Below are 21,801 nucleotides of genomic sequence, written 5' to 3'. Positions count from 1 at the left end.
GGCCCACCGGCGGGCACGCGGGCCGGCACTGCGGGAAAATTACCCCTGGGGGTATATTGGTCAGGGCGTTCCCACCCGGGGAACCAGAACGAAGGAGAGCGGCATGTGCCGACGAGTCGCCTGTCGACGCTGCGGGAAGCCGACCCACGCCGGATGCGGGATGCACGTGGAGCAGGTCCTGGCGGGCGTGCCCGCGTCGGCCCGGTGCGCCTGCACCGCGCAGGAGCGGACGGGCGGGGGCTGGCTCGCCAGGCTCTTCGGCCGTCGCTGACGCCGCACGGCTCCGGCCGCTCCCGGACCCGCTCGGCCGCCCCGGAGGCGGCCTCCCGAGGCGGCCCAGCGGCCGTGCAGCCCTGCGGCCGTGCGCCGCGTCGTCAGCAGATCCGCGGCAGCTGCTCGCCCATCGGCAGGTCCACCACCCGGGTGCCGCCGAAGCCGGTGCGCGCGACGACCATCCCGGGATGGTCCTCGACGCACTCGCCGATCACCACCGCCTCCACGCCCAGCGGGTGGGCGCGCATGGCGGCGAGGACCGCGTCCGCCTCGCCACGCGGCACGAAGGCCACCAGCTTGCCCTCGTTGGCGACGTACATCGGGTCCAGGCCCAGCAGGGCGCAGGCGTTGGCCACCGCGTCGGGGACGGGGACGGCCCGCTCGTCCAGCGTCACGCCGACCCCGGACGCCGCGGCGATCTCGTTGAGCGCCGCGGCCAGCCCGCCCCGGGTGGGGTCGCGCAGGACGTGCAGGTCGGGGGTGACGGCCAGCATCGTGTCGACCAGGCCGCCGAGCGCCGCGCAGTCGCTGCGCACCTCGACCCCGAACTCCAGGCCCTCCCGGACGCTCATGATCGCGATCCCGTGCAGCCCGATGGGCCCGCTGACGATCACCACGTCGCCGGGGACGGCCCGCTGGGGCCGGATGTCGACCCCGGCGGGGACGAGTCCGATGCCGGCGGTGTTCAGGTAGATCCCGTCCCCGCGCCCGGCCTCGACCACCTTGGTGTCCCCGGTGACCACCTCGACCCCGGCGGTCCGGGCGGCGGCGCCGAGCGCCCGTGCCACCCGGTCCACCACGGCCATCTCCACGCCCTCCTCCAGGATGAACCCGCAGGACAGGTACGCCGCCCGCGCCCCGCTCATCGCGAGGTCGTTGACCGTGCCGTTGACGGCGAGGTCCCCGATGCAGCCGCCCGGGAAGAACAGCGGACGTACGACGTAGGAGTCGGTGGAGAAGGCGAGCCTGGCCCCGCCGAGCCGCAGGACGGCGGAGTCGCCGAGCCCGGCGAGGGCCGGTCCGCCGAAGGCCGGCGCGAAGAGGTTCTCCACCAGTTCGGCGGACAGCGCCCCGCCGCCGCCGTGCCCCATCACCACCCGGGGGTGGTCGCGCAGCGGCAGCGGGCAGCTCCAGCCGGAGAAGTCGGGGGCGGCCGGGGCGTCGGGAGCCGTCCCGTTGAGGATCTCGGTGTCAGCCAACGGGGGTCGCCTCCTGGGCCGGGGCGGATGCGGCCGGCGCGCCCAGCCGCCGGTAGAGGTAGTAGGCGGCGCAGGCCCCCTCGCTGGAGACCATGGTGGCCCCGAGCGGGGTGCGCGGGGTGCACGCGGTGCCGAAGGCCTCGCACTGGTGGGGCTTGAGCAGGCCCTGCAGCACTTCGCCGGCCCGGCAGGCGGCGGGTTCGCGGGTGGTGATCCCGGCGACGTCGAAGCGGTGTTCGGCGTCGTGGTCCCGGTAGTGCGGCGCGAGCCGCCAGCCGCTGAGCGGGATGACGCCGATGCCGCGCCAGGCGCGGTCGGCCACCTCGAAGACGTCCTCCAGCATGGCGCGGGCCGCCGGGTTGCCCTCGGGCCGGACGGCCCGCGGGTAGGCGTTGTCGACGGTGTGCTCGCCGCGTTCCAACTGCCGTACGGTGCGCCGGATCCCCTCCAGGATGTCCAGCGGTTCGAAGCCGGTGACCACGATCGGCACCCGGTGGCGGTCGGCGAGCGCCGGGTACTCGTCGGTGCCCATCACGCTGCACACGTGCCCGGCGGCGAGGAAGCCCTGGACCCGGCAGTCCGGTGACTCCATGATCGCGTCGATCGCCGGCGGCACCCGGACGTGCGAGACCAGCATGCTGAAGTTCCGCAGGCCCTCCTTGCGGGCCAGGTGGACGGCCATCGCGTTCGGCGGCGCGGTGGTCTCGAAGCCGATGCCGAAGAAGACGACCTCCCGGTCGGGGTTCTCCCGCGCGATCCGCAGCGCGTCGAGCGGCGAGTAGACCACCCGGACGTCGCCGCCCTCACCGCGGACCCGGAACAGGTCCCGGTCGGTGCCGGGCACCCGCAGCATGTCCCCGAAGGAGCAGAAGATCACGCCGGGCCGGGCGGCGATCGCCAGCGCGCGGTCGATCATCTCCAGCGGGGTGACGCACACCGGGCACCCCGGGCCGTGGATCAACTCGACTTCCTCCGGCAGGAGTTGGTCGATGGCGTGCCGGATGATGCTGTGCGTCTGGCCGCCGCACACCTCCATCAGTGCCCACGGCCGGGTGACCGTGGCCCTGATGTCGGCGAGCAGGCCCTCCGCCAGCTCCGGGTTGCGGAACTCCTCCAGGTACTTCACCGTCCGGCCTCCTCAGCCGCTCGCCCCGCGCCCGGTTCCCCCGACGCCTCCCGATCCCGCTCCCCCGGGTCCCGCCATTCCCCCGCCGCTTCCCACGGGTCGCCGAACTCCTCCTGCAGCAGCCCGAGTTCCTCGAACAGGGCGAGGGTGCGCCGGGCCGACTCCTCGTCCAGCCGTTGCAGCGCGAAGCCGACGTGGACGATGGCGTAGTCGCCCACCGCCAGGTCGGGCAGGTACTCCAGGCACACGTCCTTGACCACCCCGCCGAAGTCCATGACCGCCATCCGGGTCCCGTCGCGCTCCCCGATCTCCGTTACCCTGCCGGGCACCGCCAGGCACATCCGCTCTCACTCCTCCCGGGTGTCCGCCGCGCGGGCGGCCACCATCAGCTGGCCGAGTGCCAGCCCTCCGTCGTTGGGCGGCACCCGGCGGTGCCGCAGCACGGTGAAGCCGTCCTCCCCGAGGCCGCGCGCACAGGCCGAGGAGAGCAGGGCGTTGGCGAAGACTCCGCCGCTGAGCGCCACCGCGGTGGTGCCGTACCGCTCCCGGACGGCCGCGCAGACCCGCCGGACCAGCTCGGCCACCGCGGTGTGGAAGCGTGCGGCGACCAGTCCGACGGGCGTGCCCGCGGTCACGTCGGCGACCACCGCCGCGAGCACCGGCGCCGGGTCGGCGATCCAGCCGCCGTCGCGCACCAGCAGCCCGAACCGGTAGCCCTCCGCCGCCCGCGACCCGACTGCGGCCGCCTCCAGTTCGATCGCCGCCTGGGCCTCGTACCCGGCCCGCTGGCAGATCCCGGCGAGCGAGGAGACGGCGTCGAAGAGACGGCCCATGCTGGAGGTCGACACGGTGTTCAGACCACGCTCCAACTGCCTTTCCAGCAGTCGGAGTTCCTCCGCCGGGCAGGCCTGGACCGGCGGCAGTGCGGCGGTCCAGGGCAGACCGGCGGCGCGCAGGTGCGCCAGCGCCGTCCGGTACGGGCGCTCGACCGCCGCGTCCCCGCCGGGCAGCGGGACGTAGGCGAGGTGGGCGAGGCGGCGGAACCCGTCGTAGTCCGCCAGCAGCACCTCGCCGCCCCAGATCGCGCCGTCCTCGCCGTAGCCGGTCCCGTCGAAGGCCAGGCCGAGCACCGGCCGGCCGCCGTCGAGGCCGTGCTCGGCCATCACCGCGGCGATGTGCGCGTGGTGGTGCTGCACCCGGCGCACCGGCCGGCCGGCGGCGGCGCGCTCGGCGTGCCGGACCGAGCGGTAGCCGGGGTGCCGGTCCGTGACCAGCAGTTCGGGCCGCACCCCGCTGACCGTGCCGAGCTGGTCCACCGCGCGGTCGAAGGCGCGCAGCGTGGCCAGGTCGTCCATGTCCCCGATGTGGCCGGACAGCCAGGCGTAGCCGTCGCGGGCCAGCGCGAAGGTGTTCTTCAGGTCGCCGCCGACCGCCAGCACCGGGCGGACGGGCACCGGCAGCGGAAGCGGCAGCGGGGCGTACCCGCGCGAGCGGCGCAGCGGTAGCTGCTCGCCGTCCACCACCCGCACCACCGAGTCCTCGCAGGGCACGTGGATCGGCCGGTCGTGGGTGAGCCAGCCGTCGACCAGCGGGGCGAGCGTGTCCAGCGCCTCCCGGTCGTCGGTGACGATCGGTTCGCCGGAGAGGTTGGCGCTGGTCATCACCAGCAGGTCGGGCCCGGGCGCGGCGAGCAGCAGGTGGTGCAGCGGTGTGTACGGGAGCATCACCCCGAGGTCGGGGCTGCGCGGGGCGACCGCCGCGAACGCGGGCGAGGGCGTGCCGGCGCGGCGCAGCAGGACGATCGGCCGGACCGGTCCGGTGAGCAGTTCCCGTTCGACCGGGCCGAGCGGCAGCAGCGCCTCGACCGTGGCGAGGTCACGGGCCATCAGTGCGAACGGCTTGTCACCGCGCCGCTTGCGGCGGCGCAGCAGGGCGACGGCTCCGCTGTCGCGGGCGTCGCAGGCCAGGTGGTAGCCGCCGATGCCCTTGACGGCGAGGACCGCGCCGGCGGCGAGCAGCCGACGGGCTCCGGTGAGTGCGGCCTCGCCCGCGAGGCGGGTGCGCCCGGGCACGGTCAGCGCGAGCCGCGGCCCGCAGGCGTGGCAGGCGACCGGCTGGGCGTGGAATCGGCGGTCGCGCGGGTCGGTGTACTCCCGGGCGCAGTCCGCGCACATCGGGAAGCCGGCCATGGTGGTGTTGGCGCGGTCGTACGGCAGGCCGGTGACGATGGTGTGCCGGGGGCCGCAGTTGGTGCAGCTGATGAACGGGTGCCGGTGGCGGCGGTCGGCCGGGTCGGCGAGTTCGGCGAGGCAGTCGGCGCAGATCGCGACGTCGGGCGGGATCAGGGTGGCCCGGGGTCCGTCGGTCCGGGACGCGGTGATGGCGAAGCCGGTGGCGCCGGTGGCGGCGAGCGGCGCGTGCTCGACGGAGGCCACCTGGGCGAGCGGCGGCGCGTCGCTGGCCACCCGGCGGCAGAACGCCTCGACGGCCTCGCGGCTGCCCTCGACCTCGGCCAGCACGCCCTCGCCGGTGTTGGTGACGTTGCCGGCCAGGCCGAGTTCGTCGGCCAGGGTGAAGACGAAGGGCCGGAAGCCGACGCCCTGGACGAGGCCGCGGACGGCGACCCGCCGCCGTTCCCGGACGGGTTCGGGACGCCCGACCGTCACGGGGCCTCCCCGACCACCGCGTGCCCGTGGTCGTGGCCGTCGTTCCCGTGCCCATGCCCGCGGTCGTGGTCGTGGTCGTACCCGTGCCCGTGCCCGGGGGCTGTGGCGGCCATCACCGGCCGGTGCGGCTCGGCACCGTCCAGCACGGCCAGCGCCCGCTCCAGCAGCGACCCGACGCCGTCCCCGGTACGGGCGGAGGTGTGCACCACTTCCACCCCGGGGTTGACCCGTCGGACGTTCGCGGTGAACTCGGCCTCGTCGAACTCGGCCGCCGCGGCAAGGTCCGTCTTGGTCACCAGCACCAGGTTCGCCAGCCCGAACGCGGTCGGGTACTTGAGCGGCTTGTCCTCGCCCTCGGTCACCGAGGCCAGCACGACCCGCAGGGACTCCCCGAGGTCGTACGAGGCCGGGCAGACCAGGTTGCCGACGTTCTCCACGAAGAGCAGCCGGCAGTCCTGCGGCAGCCAGCCGTCCAGGTGCCCGGCGAGCATCCGCGCCTCCAGGTGGCAGAGCCCGTCGGTGAGCACCTGCTTGACCGGCGCGCCCGAACGGGCCAGCCGCAGCGCGTCGTTCTCGGTGGCGAGGTCGGCGGTCAGCGCGGCGACCGGCACCCCGCGCTGCCGGGCCAGCCCCAACTCGGCCTCCAGCAGGGCGGTCTTGCCGCTGCCGGGGCTGGAGAGCAGGTTGACCGCGACCGTCCCCCGGGCGGCCAGGGCCGCCCGCAGCTCGCGGGCGCTGTCGTCGTTGCGGGCGAGGACCGCCTGCCGGAGGTCGACCGTGCGGCACATCGGCATCAGCCTTTCTGTTCGGCCGGGACGTCCGGGCGCTCGGCCCACTCGACGTCGAGGATCTGGAGCTCGCGTCCGGACAGCAGCTCCACGCCGCCGCCGGAGCAGCTCGGGCAGCCGAGGTCCGGCGGCATGCCGACGGCCCACTCGGTGTCACAGGGCGTGCACCGGGCCCGGGCTTCGACGGCCTCGGTGTGCAGCACCGCACCCTCCACCAGCGTTCCGGCGCAGGCCAGTTCGAAGCAGAAGTCGAGGGCCTGCGGGACGACGCCCGCCAGCTCGCCCACCTGCAGGCGCACCCGCGCCACCCCGGGGGCGCCGTGGTCGCGCGCGGCCGCGTCCACCTGTTCGACGACGGCGGCGGCGATCGACATCTCGTGCATCGGTTCCCTTCCCACGGCGGTCGGCGACGGGTGGCGTTGCGAGGCGCGCCCCATTACAAGGCGCGGTGGCGGCGACGGCCCGAAGCCGCGCCGCCACCGCGCCCTGGGCTGCACCGTTCGCAGCAATGCGCGGCTCACATCCGCGAGATCCGCAGGTACCGCTTGAGGTCCGGCAGGCTCTGCCAGACCAGTGCGCCGATCCCCACCAGCAGGGCCGTGCAGAACAGTTTCCTCAGCATGGTGTTGTCTCCCTCTCCGGTTGCGTGGCCTCGTCCACGACCCGCAGGACCACTTGGACCGCCTCCTCGACCGCGGCGGCGACGGGGGCGCTCAGCCCGATGCCCTCCTCCAGCGAGGCCGGCTCGCAGCCGACCACCAGCACCCGCCCGGGCGGCTCGCCGCCGGTTCCGGCCGCGAGCGTGGCGAGCAGCGCGAGCACGGCGTCCGGCCCCATCCGGTGGCCGTCCAGCAGCGGAGCCTCCGGCTGCTCGCCGTCCGCCTCGATGAGGTAGACGGTGCCGGGCGCGCCGCCGCGGCAGGTGGCGTCCACCAGGACGGCGGTCCGGTGGCCGTCGAGCAGCCGGTACGCCAGGTCCACGCCGCGCACGCCGACGTCGACCACCTCGACGCCGTCCGGCAGCGGGTGCGCGGCGAGCCGCCGCACGGTCTCCACGCCGAACCCGTCGTCGCCGAGGAAGATGTTGCCCACCCCGGCGACCAGCACCGATGCGCGCTTCACGACTCCTCCACCCGGTCGTCGGCGTCCAGCGGGGTGACCTCGTCCGGCTGGAAGTAGCGGAACCGCCCCTGCGCCCGCCACAGGTCGGCGCCCGGGTCGTCCTCCACGGTGACGGCCAGGTGCACCGAGCCGTCGACGTCGTGCAGCACCGCCTCCACCACGCCGGTGCGTCCGTCCAGGAAGAGGTCCTGGGCGTCGGTGCGCCGTCGGCCGGGCCGCAGCACGACCCGGCTGCCGGCGCCGACGGCGTGGCCACCGACCAGGACCCGGTCCCGCTCGGGGTCGACCTCCGGGTCGTTGCCCGGGTCCCACCAGGGCTGGTCCGCGTCGGCGCCGCCGGTGAGGTCGCGCAGCCCGCGGATCGCGCCGTGCAGGCGTTCCAGCACCTCGGGCGGCATGGAGTCCGCGAGGTCGATCACGGCCGCGGCCCGCTCGTCGGTGCCCCGGGCCTCCCGCTTCTCCTCCTCGGTCAGGGCCGCGGTGCGCAGGGCCAGGATCTCGTCGATCTCGGTGGCGTCGTACAGGGTGCCGAGGCTCTCCGGGGCGACCTTCGGGTGGTCCTCCAGGATGATCGGCGAGGACAGCACGACTCCGCGTTCGCCCTCCGGCCCGGCCAGCACGGGCCAGGTGTGCCGGCTGCGGCAGCGCTCGACGGCCGGGCGGGCCCACTCGGGCGGGTCGGTGGCCGAGACGAACCGGCCGTGTTCCAGGCCGAGCAGCAGGTGGGCGGAGACCAGGGAGCGCGGCAGCGCCTCCTCCCGGCTCGCCCGCCGCGGCGGCATCCAGGCGGAGACGTTCTCCACCACCGCCGTGAGCCGCTGCGCCCGGTACGGGCCGGGCAGGTCCTCGACGGTGAGCCGCACCAGGCCGTCGACCTGTTCGCGGCGCCGCACCAGCCGTCCGACGGCGGTGCCGTGCTCCCGCAGCAGCTCGGTCTCGCCGACGCCCGGCAGCCGGAACGCCCGCTGCACCCCGGCGCCGGCCAGCTCCTCCACGGACACCAGGACCTCGACCCGCTCCTCGACGCCCTCGTCCCATTCCACGAGCACCCGGTCGGCGAGTTCGAGCCGCTCCACCGGCTCGAACCCGCCGGTGGGCGTGGCCTGTTCGACGGTGCGCCGCTGTACCCGGAGGAAGCGCAGCTCGACCGCCAGCCGGTCCTCGCCGCGCGCCTCCATGACGCACTCGGTGCGCTGGTGCGAGTGTTCGCCGCCCTGCGCGGTGTACTCGGGCGGCACCAGGACGCCGAACTGCCAGCGCAGCCGGTTCTTGGCCGCCGAGGCGCGGTACGGGTAGAGCACGTAGCCCTCCAGCAGCACCGCGTCGGCGATCTGCCGGGCCGCCGCGAAGCCGCGCTCGATCCCGGCCGGGAAGCCGCTCACCGGGCCACCTCCTCGACCGCGACCGCCGCGAGCAGTTCACGCACCGTCGCCTCCCAGGAGGGCAGGGCCCGCCGGGAGCGGTAGGCCAGCAGCTCGTCCATCACGTCGTCGGGCAGGCGCAGCCAGCCGCAGCCGGGGAAGTGCTGGTCGATCGCCTCCCGCCAGACCCGCACCGGCATCCGCACCGCGGCCTCCTTGTCCCAGGGCACCGGGGTGACCTGGAAGCCGCCGGGGCCGGCGAAGGCGGTGCCGGAGAAGAGCAGCAGCAGCGGCACGTCCCCGCCGTCGAGCGCCCGGAAGTAGCGGGCGGAGGCGACCTCCAGGTCGTAGCTGCACGGCACCACCAGGTCGGTCTCGGTGTCGCCGGTGAAGCCGGGCACCAGCAGCGGCACGGTGGCGAACTGGATCGGGTTGAGCGTGTTCGACCAGCGCTCCCGTTCGCCGAACAGGTCGGCCAGCCGCTCGCCCTCCGGCTCGGCGTAGGACCGGCGGCCAGGTTCGATCCGCAGCTGGCACCGCAGGGCGAGGGCGTGCACCCGGGTCCCGGCCGGCGCGGTGATCCGCAGCCGGAAGACCAGGGTCGGCGCGGCCGCGTACGGGTCGGACCGCACGCCGGTGCAGGCGAAGGCGAGTGCGGTCACGCCGTCACCGCCGCGGGCAGCGGGCGGGCCCGGTCGGCCAACCGCTCGAAGAACGCGTCGAGTTCGGCCCGCGCCTCGGCGCCGCCGTCGAAGCCGTGCCAGCACCGCCGCAGTCGGCCGACCAGCTCGTAGCAGACGTCGATCGGCACCAGGAAGCATGCGACCTGCCCGTCGGTGCGGCGCAGCAGCAACGCCTCCACGTCCGGTTCCAGGGCGGCGGCCAGCCGGCTGTCGCCGAGGACGCGGTCCCAGGCGTCCTCGTCCACCTCGCTCTCGGTGGCGCCGGCCGGCCCGGGGTAGAACGCGAGCAGCCGGTCCAGCAGCGCGTTGCGGAACAGGAACGCGGTGCCGACCGGGATGCCCAGCACCGACCAGGCCCGCTCGTCCAGCCCGCCGTCGGGGTCGGCGAGGTAGCGGTCCGGCACGGTGCGGAAGCGGCCGCCGGCCGCGCCGGGCTGCTGGAACAGCAGGCCGCAGGCGGTGCAGGTGCAGGCCAGGGCGCGTTCCTCGACGTCCACCAGGTGGCGGTGGCCGGCGGGCAGGTCGTGGCCGCAGAAGCCGCACTGCTCGGGTCGCGGTGGCGCGGGCTCGCGCAGCCGGCGCAGCAGGGCGGTCCCGTCGCGGGAGATCCGGCGGGTGTTCATCGCACCTCCGCGGTCTGCGGCGGGTGGGTGCCGATCTGCAGCAGCTGCGGGGAGCGCTCCAGCACCAGGGCCGTCACCTCGGGTGCGTGGCAGGCGAGGACGGCTTCGACGTCCCCCTCCGCGCAGCCGCAGCCGGAGGCGGTGCGGCGCAGCCGCAGCACGCCGGTGCCCGGGTCGAAGCCGAGCACCTCGACCCGCTCGGGCAGGGTCGCGAGCGCCCGGTCGATCCGCGCGGTGACGTCCTCGGGGTGCAGGTCGTGCAGGAGCAGGACGGCGGCCACCGCGGGGTCGTCCAGCATCCGGCCCAGGGTGGGCGGGGGCAGTGCCGGCACGATCCTGGCCAGCCCCTCGCCGTAGAAGTCCATCAGGTCGCGGACGAGGTGTTCGCCCGCCTGCTCGGCCCCGCTGCCGGCCAGGGCGTCCAGGGCCTCCTGGATCCGCAGCCCGGTCTGCTCGGCCGTCATGCGGTGAGCCCGCTGAGGCCGGTGGGCACGTGCATGGTCTGCACGGTGCGTCCGCCGCCGACGTACATGTGCACGCCGCAGGGCAGGCAGGGGTCGAAGCTGCGCACCGCGCGCATGATGTCGATGCCCTTGAAGTTCTCCGGGGAGTTCTCCTCGAAGATCGGGGTGTTCTGCACCGCGTCCTCGTACGGGCCGGGTGTGCCGTAGCTGTCGCGGACGCTGGCGTTCCACGGGGTGGGCGGGTACGGGTGGTAGTTGGCGATCTTGCCGTCACGGATCACCATGTGGTGCGAGAGCACCCCGCGCACCGCCTCGGTGAAGCCGCAGCCGATCGACTCGTCCGGCACCTCGAAGCGCTCCCAGGTCTGGCTGCGTCCGGCGCGGACCTCGTCGAGCGCCTTCTCGGCGAAGTGCAGGGCGGCGGCGGCCGCGTAGGCCTGGAAGTAGGTGCGGGCGCGGTTGCGTTCGAGGGCGTTGCTCCACTGCGGGATCTTCCACTCGAAGGTGACCTCGGGCTTGGTCATCGAGCGGGGCAGGTTGATCAGCACGCTGTGCCCGGTGGCCTTGACGTAGCCGATGTCGACCAGCCCGGACAGCGCGGTGGACCAGAGCCGGGCGATCGGGCCGCCGCCGGTGTCCAGGGCGAGGTGGTCCTTGCCGTCGAACCAGCGCGGGGACATCACCCAGCTGTACTTGTCGTCGAAGTTCCGCTTCTGCGGCTGCGGGATGGTGTGCTGGTTCCACGGGTGCCGGGGGTCGACCGGGTTGCCCAACGGGTCGTGGGTGACGAAGAGTTCCTTGCCCTGCCAGTCCTCGTAGTAGGAGCTGCCGAGCAGGATCCGGATGCCCAGGTTGATCTCGGTGAGGTCGTTGGTGACGAGCTTGCCGTCCACGACGACGCCCGGGGTGACGAACATCCGCCGACCCCAGTCCGTCATGTTGCGGTACGTGAAGTCGCAGTGGTCCGGGTCGTTGAGGCTGCCCCAGCAGCCGAGCAGGACGCGCCGCCGGCCGACCTCCTCGTAGCCGGGCAGGGCCTCGTAGAAGAAGTCGAAGAGGTCGTCGTGCAGCGGCACGACCTTCTTCATGAACTCGACGTAGCGCATCAGCCGGGTCAGGTAGTCGGTGAACAGCTGCACCGTCGCGACGGTGCCGACGCCGCCCGGGTAGAGCGTGGAGGGATGCACGTGGCGCCCCTCCATCAGGCAGAACATCTCCCGGGTGTACCGGCTGACCTGCAGCGCCTCGCGGTAGAACTCGCCCTCGATGGGGTTGAGCGAGCGCATGATGTCGGCGATGGTCTTGTACCCGTGGTCGCCGGCGTGCGGCGCCTCGGTGCGCTCGGCGAGTTCGAGCACGCCGGGGTTGGTTTCGCGGACCATCTTCTCGCAGTAGTCGACCCCGACCAGGTTCTCCTGGAAGATGTTGTGGTCGAACATGTACTCGGCGGCCTCGCCGAGGTTGATGATCCACTCGCCGAGGTGCGGGGGCTTCACCCCGTACGCCATGTTCTGGGTGTAGACCGAACAGGTGGCGTGGTTGTCGCCGCAGATCCCGCAGATCCGGCTGGTGATGAAGTGCGCGTCGCGCGGGTCCTTGCCGCGCATGAAGACGCTGTAGCCGCGGAACACCGAGGAGGTGCTGTAGCACTCCGCGACGCGCTTCTGCTTGAAGTCGATCTTCGTGTGGATGCCGAGGCTGCCCACGATCCGGGTGATCGGGTCCCAGGACATCTCGGTCAGGCCGCTGCCGTCGCCGGCCGCCCTGGTCGTCGGTGTTGCCATCGTGTCTGTCGTGTCCTTCTCTGAACGGGGGCGGGGGCGGCGGGCGGCGGGCCGCACACCGGGTGGTGTGCGGCCCTCCGGCCGTCACCAGGGCGGGCGGTAGCCCGTGGTCAGGTGGCGTCCGCTGTGGCGCCACTTCGGTTCCTTGTCGACGGTCTTCAGCGTGATCTCGCGCAGTCGGCGGATCAGCGAGCCGTACGCGCTGCTCGCGTTGGTCGAGACGCGCGAGCCGGGCGGCGGGTCCATGAAGGGCATGAACTTGTCCGGGAAGCCCGGCATGGTGCAGGCGATGCAGATGCCGCCCACGTTGGGGCAGCCGCCGATGCCGTTGGTCCAGCCGCGCTTGGCGACGTTGCACTTGACGACCGGTCCCCAGCAGCCGAGCCGCACCAGGCACTCGGGCGTGCCGTAGTCGGTGGCGAACTGGCCCTGCTCGTAGTAGCCGCCGCGGTCGCAGCCCTCGTGGACGGTGGCGCCGAACAGCCAGGCCGGCCGCAGCTTGTCGTCCAGCGGGATCATCGGCGCGGAACCGGCCAGCTGGTACAGCAGGTAGGTGAGCGTCTCGGCGAAGTTGTCGGGCTGGATCGGACAGCCCGGCACGCAGACGATCGGCAGCCCGGCCTTGGACTTCCAGTTCCAGCCCAGGTAGTCCGGCACGCCCATCGCACCGGTCGGGTTGCCGGCCATCGCGTGGATCCCGCCGTACGTGGCGCAGGTGCCGATCGCGACCACGGCGGTCGCCTTGGGGGCGAGCCGGTCCAGCCACTCACTGGTGGTGATGGGCTGGCCGGTGGCGGGGTCGTCGCCGAAGCCACACCAGTAGCCCTCCTCCTTGATCTTCTCGTTGGGGATGGACCCCTCGACGACCAGCACGAACGGCTCGATCTCGCCGCGGTCGGCCTTGAAGAACCACTCGACGAAGTTGTCCGCGCCCTGGACCGGGCCGCACTCGAAGTCGATCAGCGGCCAGTGCACCGCGACCTTGGGAAGGCCGGGCAGCGCGCCGGTGACGATCTCCTCGATGCTGGGCTGCATCGCGGCGGTCAGCGAGACGGAGTCGCCGTCGCAGCTGAGGCCGGCGTTGATCCAGAGAATGTGCACCACGTCGGTGTCGGTTGTTGCAGCACCCATGAGGATGCCTCCTCGGGGATGGGAGCCGGACGAAATGGCTCGAACACAGTCATAGCAACAGTCCGGTCCGGGCGCCGGTCCGGAGGGCCGCCGGGGGCGCCCTGGCCGCGCAAGCCGGACGGGACCGTTCGGGTCACGTCGTGGCGAGGAGGCCTGCGGGCACGGGGCGCTTGCGGACGAACGCGGCCCGTAGCGCGTGGTACGGCGATTCGGGGGTGAAGAACTGCCGGTGCATCACCGCCAGCTCCTCCTCCCGGTAGGCGTCGAGCGGCTTGACCAGCTCGTCGGCCTCGCGCGCGGCCTTCTTCGCCGCGATCCGGCGCTGGGTCGTGGGCGAGGCGGCGAGCAGCCCGGCCAGCCGGGCCGCGCCCGGCCCGAACTCCCCCGGCCCGCAGTCGAGGACGCGGTCGACCAGGCCGATCCGCTCGGCCGCCTCGGCGGACACCGGCAGCGCCTGCATGGTCAGCCGTGCGGCCCGGGCCGCGCCCACCCGGCGCGGCAGGCTGTAGGTCCAGTACTCCGAGCCGTACAGCCCCATCAGCCGGTAGTGCGGGTTGAGGACGGAACCCCGGCGGCACCACACCTCGTCCGCGGCCAGCGCCAGCATCACCCCGCCGGCCGCAGCGTTCCCGCCGACGGCGGCGACCACCAGACGGTCGGTGGTGGTGAGCACCTCGCCGACCAGGTCGTCCATCGCGGTGATGTTGGCCCAGGACTCGTCGGCCGGGTCCGGCGCGGCCTCGATGACGTTGAGGTGGATGCCGTTGGAGAAGAAGTCCCGGCCGCCGCCGAGCACCAGCACCGAGGTCGGCCGGCGCAGCGCGAAGCGGTACGCCTCCAGCAGGCGGCGGCAGTGGTCGGTGGCCATCGCGCCGCCGGGGAAGGAGAAGCACAGGAAACCGACCGGCCCCTCCTCGCGGTACTCGATGTCCGCCCAGCCGGGCCGCTGCCCGCCCTCGTCCGCCATCAGCGGCGCCACCACCTCCGGCAGCGGCGGCAGCAGGGCGCCGAGCGCCGTCACCGCCGGGAGCCTGAAGGTCGCGGGCCCGCCGGGCGCGCGCCGGCGCCGGAGTTCGGGGATCCACACCGCGCCGTCCGAGGTGGCCCGGCACACCGCCCCGGCGCGGGTGGCGATCAGGTCGCCCGGGCGGCCGCGCAGCAGCGGCTCCGGGTGCCCGCCGTGCAGGTACCAGTCACCGTCGCCCAGCACGTCGAGCACCCCGGGCTGGGAGTCGGCGGCGCGGAGCTTGCGCAGGACCGTCGCGGTGGGGTCGGCCGCCCAGTCGATCAGGCGTTCCGCCTGGCGCAGGAAGGGGCGGACCCGGACCGGCTCCCGCCAGGAGGGGCCGTGCTGCGGCTGCGGCGCGTACGCACCGGAGGCGAAGCGCTCGACGGCGAGCAGGACGGCCCGGACGGCGGCGTCGGCGACCTCGTTGCGGTACAGGTCGCTCTTGCCGCGCTCGGCGAGCCGGCAGGGCTCGTGCGCCCAGACCGGCCCGGCGTCCATCTCCGCCTCGGCCTGCAGCACCGTCACGCCCCACTCGGCCACGCCCTCCTGGACCGCCCGGTCGAGCGAGGAGGGGCCCCGGTCGCCGGGCGGGCCGGGATGGACGACCAGGCAGGTGAGCGTCGACCAGACGTCCTCGGGGATCGCGGTGCGCAGCATCGGCGCCAGCAGCAGGTCCGGCTGCAGACGGCGGACCGACTCCCCCAGGTCCTCGCCGTCCCCGGCGATCAGGACGTCCACGGTGTGCCGCCGGTCCCGCAGTTCGGCGTGGAGGCGCTGGCTGAGGCTGTTGAACGCGCTGGCGAGGAGCAGGATCCGCATGTCTGCCTCCGGGGTGCGGGCGGCCGGGAACCCGCAGATCATCGCCCCCGCTCCGGCGGGTCCCCCGGTCGGCGCCGCGTGCCGCGCCGCCCGTTCACCCGAGCGGCGGTCAGCCCGCGGGCCCGGCGAGGGGGCCGCCCCGGCGGGCTCAGCGCGCGGGGGTGAAGTCCGGCAGACGCTCCAGGCTCTCGGCGACGGCGGCGAAGCCGTATTCGAGCATCCGCTGCTCGTACTGCTCGACGGCGTCCGGGAGTTCGGCCGTGCCGTGCTGGACGGCGGTGAGCGTGCGGGCCAGCAGCGCCGCGTCGCGCAGGGCGGTGTTGGCACCCTGGCCGCCGCTCGGCGGCATGGTGTGGATCGCGTCGCCGAGCAGGGTGACCCGGCGACTGCCGTCCCAGTGCGGCACGGGCTCGGCGTAACGGACGGTCAGGGGCGAGCTGTTGACGACGTCGGCGCGGCGGACGAGGTCGACCAGGTCCGGGTGCCAGCCGTCGAGCACGGCGAGCAGGTCGTCCCGGACCGCGTCCCACGCCCTCGGGCCCGCGGGCAGGGCGCCGGGCAGCATCAGCACCCAGCGCAGGTAGCTCCCGGTGTCGGGCAGCCGGACGTCGGGCGCCAGCTCGGCGGCCGCGAGCCGGGGCGGGCGGCGGAACTCCATCCGGCCGAGCAGCATGCTCGCGCCGGTGCCGTGCACGACGGTGCCGAAGCCCGGGACGAGCGCGGCGGACCGCTCGGTGAGCGGGGTGCGCCCGAGGACGGCGTTGCCGGGGACGGTGACCACCTCGGCCCCGGGCAGCAGTTGCCGGCGCACCGCGGAGCCCACGCCGTCCGCACCCACGAGCAGGTCGCCGACCGCGCCCGTGCCGTCGCCGAAGTGCGCCTCGACGGTACCGTCGGCCCGCTCGGTGTAGCCGACCACGGGCTTGCCGAACTCGACCCGGTCGCCGAGGCCGGCCAGCAGCAGTTGGCGCAGCACGTACCGGTCGGTGGCCGTGCCCTCGTCCACCGCGCCGAGCCGGCGGATCTCCCGCAACTGCCCGTCCATGACGCGCCGCTCGCCCGCCATCGGACCGGAGACGGCCGCCAGCAGGGCGTGCAGCCGCTCCGGCAGGCACGCGTGCAGAGCGGCCAGGCCGTGTGCGTTCAGGGCGATCCGGAAGCCCTGGTAGCGGCTGTGCGGGCCGTCCTCCCGCTCGTGGACCCGGACGTCCACGCCCGCCCGCAGCAGCCCGTGTGCGAGGCAGAGCCCGCCGAGTCCGGCCCCGGCCACCAGTACCTTCATGTCCGCTCCCCTGATTCCGTCCGGTCCTGCGCCCGGCCGCGCGTCCGCTCGTGCGTCCCGCCGGTCCTCCCGGTACGGGTCGAGCCTGCCGCAGGGCACCGACCCGGTGTCAGTGAGTTCTGTGGCCGGAACCGCATGACAAACGTCACCGTCGACGGCCGGGGCGGGACGGGACCGCGCGACCCGTAGCATCGAGCTCCGGAACAGCGGTACGGGGAGAGGAACGGGACGTGCGCGGGGGCGAGCTGGTGGGCGGTCTGGGACGGTTGGTCGGGGCGGCGACGGGGGCGGCGGCCGGGTTGGGCGAGGCGGGCCGGCAGGCCGTGCTGCGGGGCGGACGCGGAGCGGCGGCGGGCGGGCGGTGGGCGCACACCGCCCTCACGTCCGTCCCGCCGCCCCTGGTGCCCGCCACCGAGCCGTGGAAGTTGTCGGTGGGCACCCTGATCGGGCGCCACCCCCTGACCCCGGCCGTCGTGCACAAGCTGCTCGGGCTCCTCGACGGCCTCGGCGCCGTCCACCTCGGGCCGTCGAAGGTCGGCTTCGACGGCGAGGAGGTCGAGTGGGACAAGGTCGCCGAGATCCGCACCCGCAACGCCTTCGAGGTGCTGACCACCACCGCCCTGGAGCACGAGGTGGACCGGATCCGCGAGTTCCTCCCGCCGGTGCCCGGCCGCAAATGGGTCGTCACCAAGGCCGCCGAGGCGCTGGCCACCGTCGTCCTCGCCGCCCTCGAACGCGGCGCGGCCGACCAGCGCCTGGACGAACTGACCGTCCCGGCACGCATCGTGTACCGCGGCCTGCTCGGACGGCAGCGCACCCTGGACGCGGGCGCGTTCGCCGCCGCGACACTCGTCGTGAGCGACCGGGCCGGCGAGAGCCTCATCGCCACCGCCCGCAGCCGCGGCATCCCGGTACTCCCCGTCGACGAGCTCGCCGAGCCCACCGACGCCGCCCGGGTCGTGGTCCTGCGCGAACGCACCGACTCCGTCGCCCGGCTGCTGCGGCGCATCGAGCAGACCGATCCCGAAGCGACGCCGGCCGTCGAGGCGGAGGCTGCCGACACCGACGTGCGGCCGCCGCTGTCGCTGGACAAGGGCGCGGGCGCGGGCGCAGGCGACAACGGCGTTCCGCCGCAGGGGCGTTGAGAGGTCGGACGGCTCCGGTCAGTGGCCGCCGCGCGGCTCCTCGCAGCCGGTGCCGTCCGCGTAGCCCGCGAAGGCCTGCACCGTCGTCCTCCCGCCGCTCGTCGAGCCCGACAGACAGAGCCCGGTGGCGTCGACCAGGAAGTCGCCCCCGGGCTGGACCTTCACCTTCCCGGCCGGATAGCCGAGGCCGACGAGCGCCCCGCGGATCGTCTCCGGGTCGGCCCGCCAGCCGGCCCGGACGGGTTCGAGGGCGGCCTCGATCCGCCGCACGGCCGCCAGGCCGTCGCAGCGGTACCGACCGTGCAACGGGAGCGGCGCCTTGAAGGCGTGGTTCTCGGCGTAGTGGTCGAGGGGCGGGCCGGTCGGGGCGGCGCTGCTCGTGCTCGGCGCCGGGGTCCTGGTCGGGGTCTCCCCGGGACAGGGGAAGTCGGCCGCCCCGCCGGGCACCGCGCCCGCGCTCGTCGTCGGCGGCGCGCCCGCCCCGCCGGGCGCGTCCACGTGCTCCGTCCCGCACCCCGCCGCCAGTACGGCCAGGGCCGCCACCGCCGGCATCCCGAGGCGCCCCCACCTGGTCCTGATCGTCGTCATCCGGCGATGATGCCCCGGCGGCCGACCCGGCGTCACCCCGGCCGCTCGTGCACGTCACGATATTCGCGGCGGGCGACGGCCCCGCTGGGCTAGTCTCCGGCCCCATGACTTGGTTGCCTGCCGATTTCGTCCACCCCGTCCACGTGCCGCTCCCCGGCGGCGGCCACCACCTGCGCCCGATCGCCGGGACGGACACCGAGCTCGACTACCCCGCCGTGATGGGCTCCCGGGAGCGCCTCTGGTCCGTCTACGGCGAGGCCTGGGGCTGGCCGGCCGCCACCATGACCTACCAGCAGGACCTCGACGACCTGATCCGGCACGAGCGGGAGATCGCCGCCCACGAGTCGTTCAACTACGCGCTGTTCGACGAGGCGGAGACGGCCCTGCTCGGCTGCGTCTACATCGACCCGCCGCAGAAGGCCGGCGCGGACGCCGAGATCTCCTGGTGGGTGGTGGACGACCGGGTGGGCACCGAGCTGGAGCGGGCACTGGACGCGCTCGTCCCGCGCTGGATCACCGAGGAGTGGCCGTTCCGGGAGCCCTGCCTGATCGGCCACCAGGTGTCCTGGAAGGAGTGGCTGGCCCGGCCCGCGGCCGTCACCGTCTGAGCCCCCCGGCGCCGCCGTGACCGTGCGCCGCCGCGCCTCTGCGCGACGAACGGACCCGGCACGAGCAGGAGTTCGGGTTCAGGAAGGTCAGCGCGCGGTGTCCTGGACGAGGCCCGGAGCGGCGCCCCACGATGAGGACATGACGGACAGCGAAACGACGGAGCCACCCGCGCGGCCGCCCGGCCCGGGCCCCGGGCGGACCCCGCGCCCGGACTGGGGAGCGGTGGGGGCGATCGCGGGCGCGGTGGCCGCGGTCGTGGCCCTCGTCGCCTACCTGATGCCGCCGGACGCACCGGCGCCGCCCCCGGCCACCCCGGTGGCCACCACCACGGACCCGACGCCACCGGACCCGCTCCCCGCCCCGGCACCCCGGCCGGACCCGAGCCCGACACCGGTCCCGTCCCCGGTCCCGACGCCCACCGCGTCACCGGAGCCCGACACCCCCTCCCCGGCACCGAGCCCGACACCGGTCCGGAGCCCTACCCCCGACCCCGTCTCCCAGCCGCCGCTCCCGGCGGTCCGGCCCGGCGGCTGCGACGCGGCGGAGGCGGCGCTGGCCGCGTACCGCCGCAACGCCGGGAGCAGCCGCGGCAGCCGGGCGGCCGCGGCCGGCCAGGCCTACCAGGACCTGATGGGCGCCGGCCTGGACGCACAGGGCGCGGTCGGCGCGACGATCCGCCGCCTGGCCGCCGAGTTCCAGGAGCTGGGCTTCCGGTTGAACGGCATGGTCATGGCCGACCCCGACCCGGTGATCACGGACATCGACGCGGACTCGGCGCAGCTCGGGAGGCTCTGCGGCTCCTGACCGCCCACTGCCGGTGCCACTGCCACTGCCACTGCCACTGCCACTGCCGACGCGCCCGTCGGCACGCTCCGCGCCGGGTGATGCACGCCGGTGTGCGGGGAAGTTGTGGAAGTTCCACGACCGCGGACTGCGCAGGGGGGTGCCGGGTAGGCGCCGAACAGGGGCGCCGGCCCGCGCGGGGCCGGCGTCAGGACCTCAGGAGGGTCGTTCGATGCAGATGCCCGTCCACTCGGTGCCCGTCACCTTCCCCGACAGCCCACTGCCCGACGTGCCGGTCGTCGCTGAGCTGCGGTTCGATCCGGACCTGCCGTACGCGGCCTGCCTGGCGTTCCCGCTGGCCCCGTGCGAGTGCGTGGCCGTGGACGCCGGGGTGTGCTGGTACTTCAGCCGCGAACTGCTGAACGAGGGCCGGCACGCCCCTGCCGGCAGCGGTGACGTCCGGGTGAGCCCGGGGCATGACGGCCAGGTGCTCATCACCCTGCGCGGGCCCACCGGCGAGGCCGTCCTCAGCGCCCAGGAGGAGGACGTCACGGCCTTCCTCTCGGAGTCCTTCACCCTGGTGCCCGCCGGATCCGAGTCCGAGCACCTGGACGTCGAGTCCGCGCTCATCCGACTGCTCTCGGACGACTGACCGGCCGCCGGACGGCCGGGGCCCGGGCGCGGGCGCGGGCGCGGGCGGGATCAGCCGCCGCGCGCCGACCGGGAGGCTCAGCGCTCCCGCAGGTCGGGGACGACCTCGCGCAGCCGCTCGGCGCTGATCGCGCCCGCACGCAGCAGGACGGGCACCTCGCCGGTGACGTCGACGATCGAGGACGGCACGGCGGCGGCGGTCGGGCCGCCGTCGAGGTAGACGGCCACCGAGTCGCCCAGCATGCCCTGGGCGGCGTCGCAGTCCTGCGGGGAGTCGTGCCCGGTCAGGTTGGCGCTGGAGACCGCCAACGGACCGGTGGCGCCGAGGAGTTCGATGGCGACCGGGTGCGCGGGCATCCGGACCGCGACCGTGCCGCCGGTCTCGCCGAGGTCCAGCTCGACCGACGCCAGGTGACGGGCGACCACGGTCAGCCCGCCCGGCCAGAACGCGGCCACCAGGTCCCGGGCGCGCGACGTCACCTCGACCAGGCCGTCCAGGCCCTCCGGGGAGCCGACCAGCACCGGCGAGGGCATGTTGCGTCCCCGGCCCTTGGCCGCGAGCAGACGGGCCACCGCCTCCGGCGCGAACGCGTCCGCACCCACCCCGTACACGGTGTCCGTGGGCAGCACGACGAGTTCGCCGCGGCGCACCGCGGCCACGGCCTCACGCAGCCCGGCTGCGCGCTCGGACGCGTCCGAGCAGTCAAAACGACGAGTCATCAGGGTTCTCCACCGGCGGGCCGCCGGCCCGCACCGTCCATCCGACCCGGCCACCTCACCGGCCGGGCACGACCCGGTCAGACTACCGGGCGGGGGCGGGCGCACCCGCCGGGCCCCGCGCCGGTCCGGCCCCGCGCCGCGACGGCCCGCCGCCGCTCGGGTGGACCGGACGGCTGGCGCACCGGGCCGGGCGGCGTCATCGGGGGCGGGCGGCCCCGGGCGGACGTAGGTTGCGCACATGACCAGTGACGAGACGATCCCGGCCGTGGGGGTGCGCCCGCTGGACGAGGTGTTCGCCGCGATCGACACGGCCAACCGGCGCCCCCGGCCGTGGACCGGGTTCGAGCACGGCGTGCTGGGGGCCTACCGGTGGGCCGCCGGGGCCCAGATCGCCGCACCCGTCACCGCCACCGCCGCCGTCGGCACGGCCGAACCCTGCCGGGCGCAGCTGCTGACGGAGTGCCAGGCCGCCGCCGTACGACTGCGCCGGGCCCTGACCCAGGGAACGGACCACGCCTACGTCCTCGGCGCCCACCAGGCGCTGGCCTGGCTCTGCGGGCTGCACGAGGAGTGCCCCTGACGGCCGGCCCCGGCGGCGCCTCCGGGGCACGGTCTGACGCCCCTATCCTTGAACCGTGGAAAACGGCCCGGCCACGGCGCGGCAGTGGACCTTCCTGACGAACCACGCCCGCGTCCTCGTCCAGATCGCGCGCGACCCCGGCATCCGGGTGCGTGACATCGCCGCTCAGTGCCTGCTCACCGAGCGCGCCGTGCAGCGGATCATCGCCGACCTGGAGCAGGCCGGCTACCTCACGCACGAGCGGCGCGGCCGCGCCAACCACTACAGCGTGATGGACGGCAAGCAGCTGCGGCACCCGGCCGACGCCGGTCCGACCATCGCCGAGCTGCTCGGCGTGCTGTTGCGCTGAGACCGGTCGGCGCACGGGCCTGCACGGGGGTCGGACCGTCGGCGAC

24 protein-coding genes are annotated in these 21,801 nt (G+C 74.7%); 6 read left to right on the top strand and 18 right to left on the bottom strand.

The features are described 5' to 3' along the window. Window positions 1–374 precede the first annotated feature (374 nt). From hypE to ACFV04_RS20615, 16 genes are all read right to left on the bottom strand, one after another. Window positions 375–1,364 carry a hydrogenase expression/formation protein HypE gene (gene hypE / locus ACFV04_RS20690; RefSeq protein ID WP_380530964.1) on the bottom strand — a complete coding sequence of 330 codons (990 nt, stop codon included), beginning with the start codon at window positions 1,362–1,364 and terminating at the stop codon, window positions 375–377. A 100-nt stretch (window positions 1,365–1,464) separates the two neighbouring features. After that, complete coding sequence (hypD, locus tag ACFV04_RS20685; protein WP_380530912.1) at window positions 1,465–2,598, bottom strand: hydrogenase formation protein HypD; 1,134 nt, start codon at window positions 2,596–2,598, stop codon at window positions 1,465–1,467. Continuing rightward, a complete protein-coding gene (locus ACFV04_RS20680; RefSeq protein WP_360255369.1) occupies window positions 2,595–2,939 on the bottom strand; it encodes a HypC/HybG/HupF family hydrogenase formation chaperone in 345 nt (114 codons plus the stop codon). The genes hypD and ACFV04_RS20680 overlap by 4 nt, the downstream gene beginning before the upstream one ends. Before the next feature lie 6 nt (window positions 2,940–2,945). Continuing rightward, window positions 2,946–5,264 (bottom strand): carbamoyltransferase HypF, encoded by a 2,319-nt coding sequence (gene hypF, locus ACFV04_RS20675; RefSeq protein ID WP_380530909.1) that lies wholly within the window; start codon window positions 5,262–5,264, stop codon window positions 2,946–2,948. Further along, window positions 5,261–6,052 carry a hydrogenase nickel incorporation protein HypB gene (gene hypB / locus ACFV04_RS20670; RefSeq protein ID WP_380530906.1) on the bottom strand — a complete coding sequence of 264 codons (792 nt, stop codon included), beginning with the start codon at window positions 6,050–6,052 and terminating at the stop codon, window positions 5,261–5,263. The genes hypF and hypB overlap by 4 nt, the downstream gene beginning before the upstream one ends. A gap of 5 nt (window positions 6,053–6,057) precedes the next feature. Then, entirely contained in the window at window positions 6,058–6,435 is a 378-nt protein-coding gene (gene hypA / locus ACFV04_RS20665; protein WP_360255376.1) for a hydrogenase maturation nickel metallochaperone HypA, read from the bottom strand. A 134-nt stretch (window positions 6,436–6,569) separates the two neighbouring features. Beyond that, window positions 6,570–6,674, bottom strand: a complete 105-nt coding sequence (locus tag ACFV04_RS20660; RefSeq protein ID WP_380343561.1) for a DUF6893 family small protein — start codon at window positions 6,672–6,674, stop codon at window positions 6,570–6,572. Further along, window positions 6,668–7,174 (bottom strand): hydrogenase maturation protease, encoded by a 507-nt coding sequence (locus tag ACFV04_RS20655; RefSeq protein ID WP_380343564.1) that lies wholly within the window; start codon window positions 7,172–7,174, stop codon window positions 6,668–6,670. The genes ACFV04_RS20660 and ACFV04_RS20655 overlap by 7 nt, the downstream gene beginning before the upstream one ends. After that, on the bottom strand, window positions 7,171–8,556 hold the full coding sequence (locus ACFV04_RS20650) for a hypothetical protein (RefSeq protein WP_380343567.1): 1,386 nt from the start codon (window positions 8,554–8,556) through the stop codon (window positions 7,171–7,173). The genes ACFV04_RS20655 and ACFV04_RS20650 overlap by 4 nt, the downstream gene beginning before the upstream one ends. Continuing rightward, window positions 8,553–9,197 (bottom strand): DUF6084 family protein, encoded by a 645-nt coding sequence (locus tag ACFV04_RS20645; protein WP_380530901.1) that lies wholly within the window; start codon window positions 9,195–9,197, stop codon window positions 8,553–8,555. The genes ACFV04_RS20650 and ACFV04_RS20645 overlap by 4 nt, the downstream gene beginning before the upstream one ends. Then, window positions 9,194–9,841, bottom strand: a complete 648-nt coding sequence (locus ACFV04_RS20640; RefSeq protein ID WP_380530898.1) for a DUF5947 family protein — start codon at window positions 9,839–9,841, stop codon at window positions 9,194–9,196. The genes ACFV04_RS20645 and ACFV04_RS20640 overlap by 4 nt, the downstream gene beginning before the upstream one ends. Then, window positions 9,838–10,305, bottom strand: coding sequence for a thioredoxin (locus ACFV04_RS20635; RefSeq protein WP_380343572.1), 468 nt, complete (start codon window positions 10,303–10,305; stop codon window positions 9,838–9,840). Before ACFV04_RS20635 ends, ACFV04_RS20640 begins: the two co-directional genes overlap by 4 nt. Next, window positions 10,302–12,089: a nickel-dependent hydrogenase large subunit gene (locus tag ACFV04_RS20630; RefSeq protein WP_380343575.1), complete on the bottom strand. Its 1,788-nt coding sequence runs from the start codon at window positions 12,087–12,089 to the stop codon at window positions 10,302–10,304. Before ACFV04_RS20630 ends, ACFV04_RS20635 begins: the two co-directional genes overlap by 4 nt. An 84-nt stretch (window positions 12,090–12,173) precedes the next feature. Further along, complete coding sequence (locus tag ACFV04_RS20625; RefSeq protein WP_360255392.1) at window positions 12,174–13,220, bottom strand: hydrogenase expression protein HypE; 1,047 nt, start codon at window positions 13,218–13,220, stop codon at window positions 12,174–12,176. A gap of 133 nt (window positions 13,221–13,353) precedes the next feature. Beyond that, on the bottom strand, window positions 13,354–15,048 hold the full coding sequence (locus ACFV04_RS20620; RefSeq protein WP_380530895.1) for a hydrogenase maturation protein: 1,695 nt from the start codon (window positions 15,046–15,048) through the stop codon (window positions 13,354–13,356). Between the two features lie 148 nt (window positions 15,049–15,196). After that, on the bottom strand, window positions 15,197–16,330 hold the full coding sequence (locus tag ACFV04_RS20615; RefSeq protein ID WP_380530892.1) for an FAD-dependent oxidoreductase: 1,134 nt from the start codon (window positions 16,328–16,330) through the stop codon (window positions 15,197–15,199). Window positions 16,331–16,560: 230 nt separating this feature from the next. Between ACFV04_RS20615 and ACFV04_RS20610 the strand changes: the two genes are divergently transcribed. Further along, a complete protein-coding gene (locus ACFV04_RS20610) occupies window positions 16,561–17,475 on the top strand; it encodes a hypothetical protein (RefSeq protein ID WP_380343584.1) in 915 nt (304 codons plus the stop codon). An 18-nt stretch (window positions 17,476–17,493) separates the two neighbouring features. On the opposite strand, the gene ACFV04_RS20605 is transcribed toward ACFV04_RS20610, so the two are convergent. Further along, window positions 17,494–18,063 (bottom strand): hypothetical protein, encoded by a 570-nt coding sequence (locus tag ACFV04_RS20605; protein ID WP_380530889.1) that lies wholly within the window; start codon window positions 18,061–18,063, stop codon window positions 17,494–17,496. Window positions 18,064–18,167: 104 nt separating this feature from the next. Here ACFV04_RS20605 and ACFV04_RS20600 point away from each other — a divergent pair, with 104 nt between their 5' ends. The 3 genes from ACFV04_RS20600 (at window position 18,168) to ACFV04_RS20590 (ending at window position 20,107) form a co-directional block, all read left to right on the top strand. Next, window positions 18,168–18,671 carry an N-acetyltransferase gene (locus tag ACFV04_RS20600; protein ID WP_380530886.1) on the top strand — a complete coding sequence of 168 codons (504 nt, stop codon included), beginning with the start codon at window positions 18,168–18,170 and terminating at the stop codon, window positions 18,669–18,671. Window positions 18,672–18,810: 139 nt separating this feature from the next. Next, on the top strand, window positions 18,811–19,476 hold the full coding sequence (locus ACFV04_RS20595) for a hypothetical protein (protein WP_380530883.1): 666 nt from the start codon (window positions 18,811–18,813) through the stop codon (window positions 19,474–19,476). 211 nt (window positions 19,477–19,687) lie between these two features. Continuing rightward, window positions 19,688–20,107: an SsgA family sporulation/cell division regulator gene (locus tag ACFV04_RS20590; protein ID WP_360255407.1), complete on the top strand. Its 420-nt coding sequence runs from the start codon at window positions 19,688–19,690 to the stop codon at window positions 20,105–20,107. A 77-nt stretch (window positions 20,108–20,184) separates the two neighbouring features. On the opposite strand, the gene ACFV04_RS20585 is transcribed toward ACFV04_RS20590, so the two are convergent. Next, complete coding sequence (locus tag ACFV04_RS20585) at window positions 20,185–20,826, bottom strand: L-threonylcarbamoyladenylate synthase (RefSeq protein WP_380343593.1); 642 nt, start codon at window positions 20,824–20,826, stop codon at window positions 20,185–20,187. 238 nt (window positions 20,827–21,064) lie between these two features. On the opposite strand from ACFV04_RS20585, the gene ACFV04_RS20580 reads away from it, so the two are divergent. Next, entirely contained in the window at window positions 21,065–21,406 is a 342-nt protein-coding gene (locus tag ACFV04_RS20580; RefSeq protein ID WP_360255412.1) for a hypothetical protein, read from the top strand. Between the two features lie 55 nt (window positions 21,407–21,461). Then, window positions 21,462–21,755, top strand: a complete 294-nt coding sequence (locus ACFV04_RS20575) for a helix-turn-helix transcriptional regulator (RefSeq protein WP_380343596.1) — start codon at window positions 21,462–21,464, stop codon at window positions 21,753–21,755. Window positions 21,756–21,801 lie beyond the last annotated feature (46 nt).

The organism is Kitasatospora sp. NPDC059599 (assembly GCF_042735125.1).
Classification (GTDB): Bacteria; Actinomycetota; Actinomycetes; order Streptomycetales; family Streptomycetaceae; genus Kitasatospora.
This window is presented reverse-complemented; position numbering and strand designations above follow the sequence as displayed.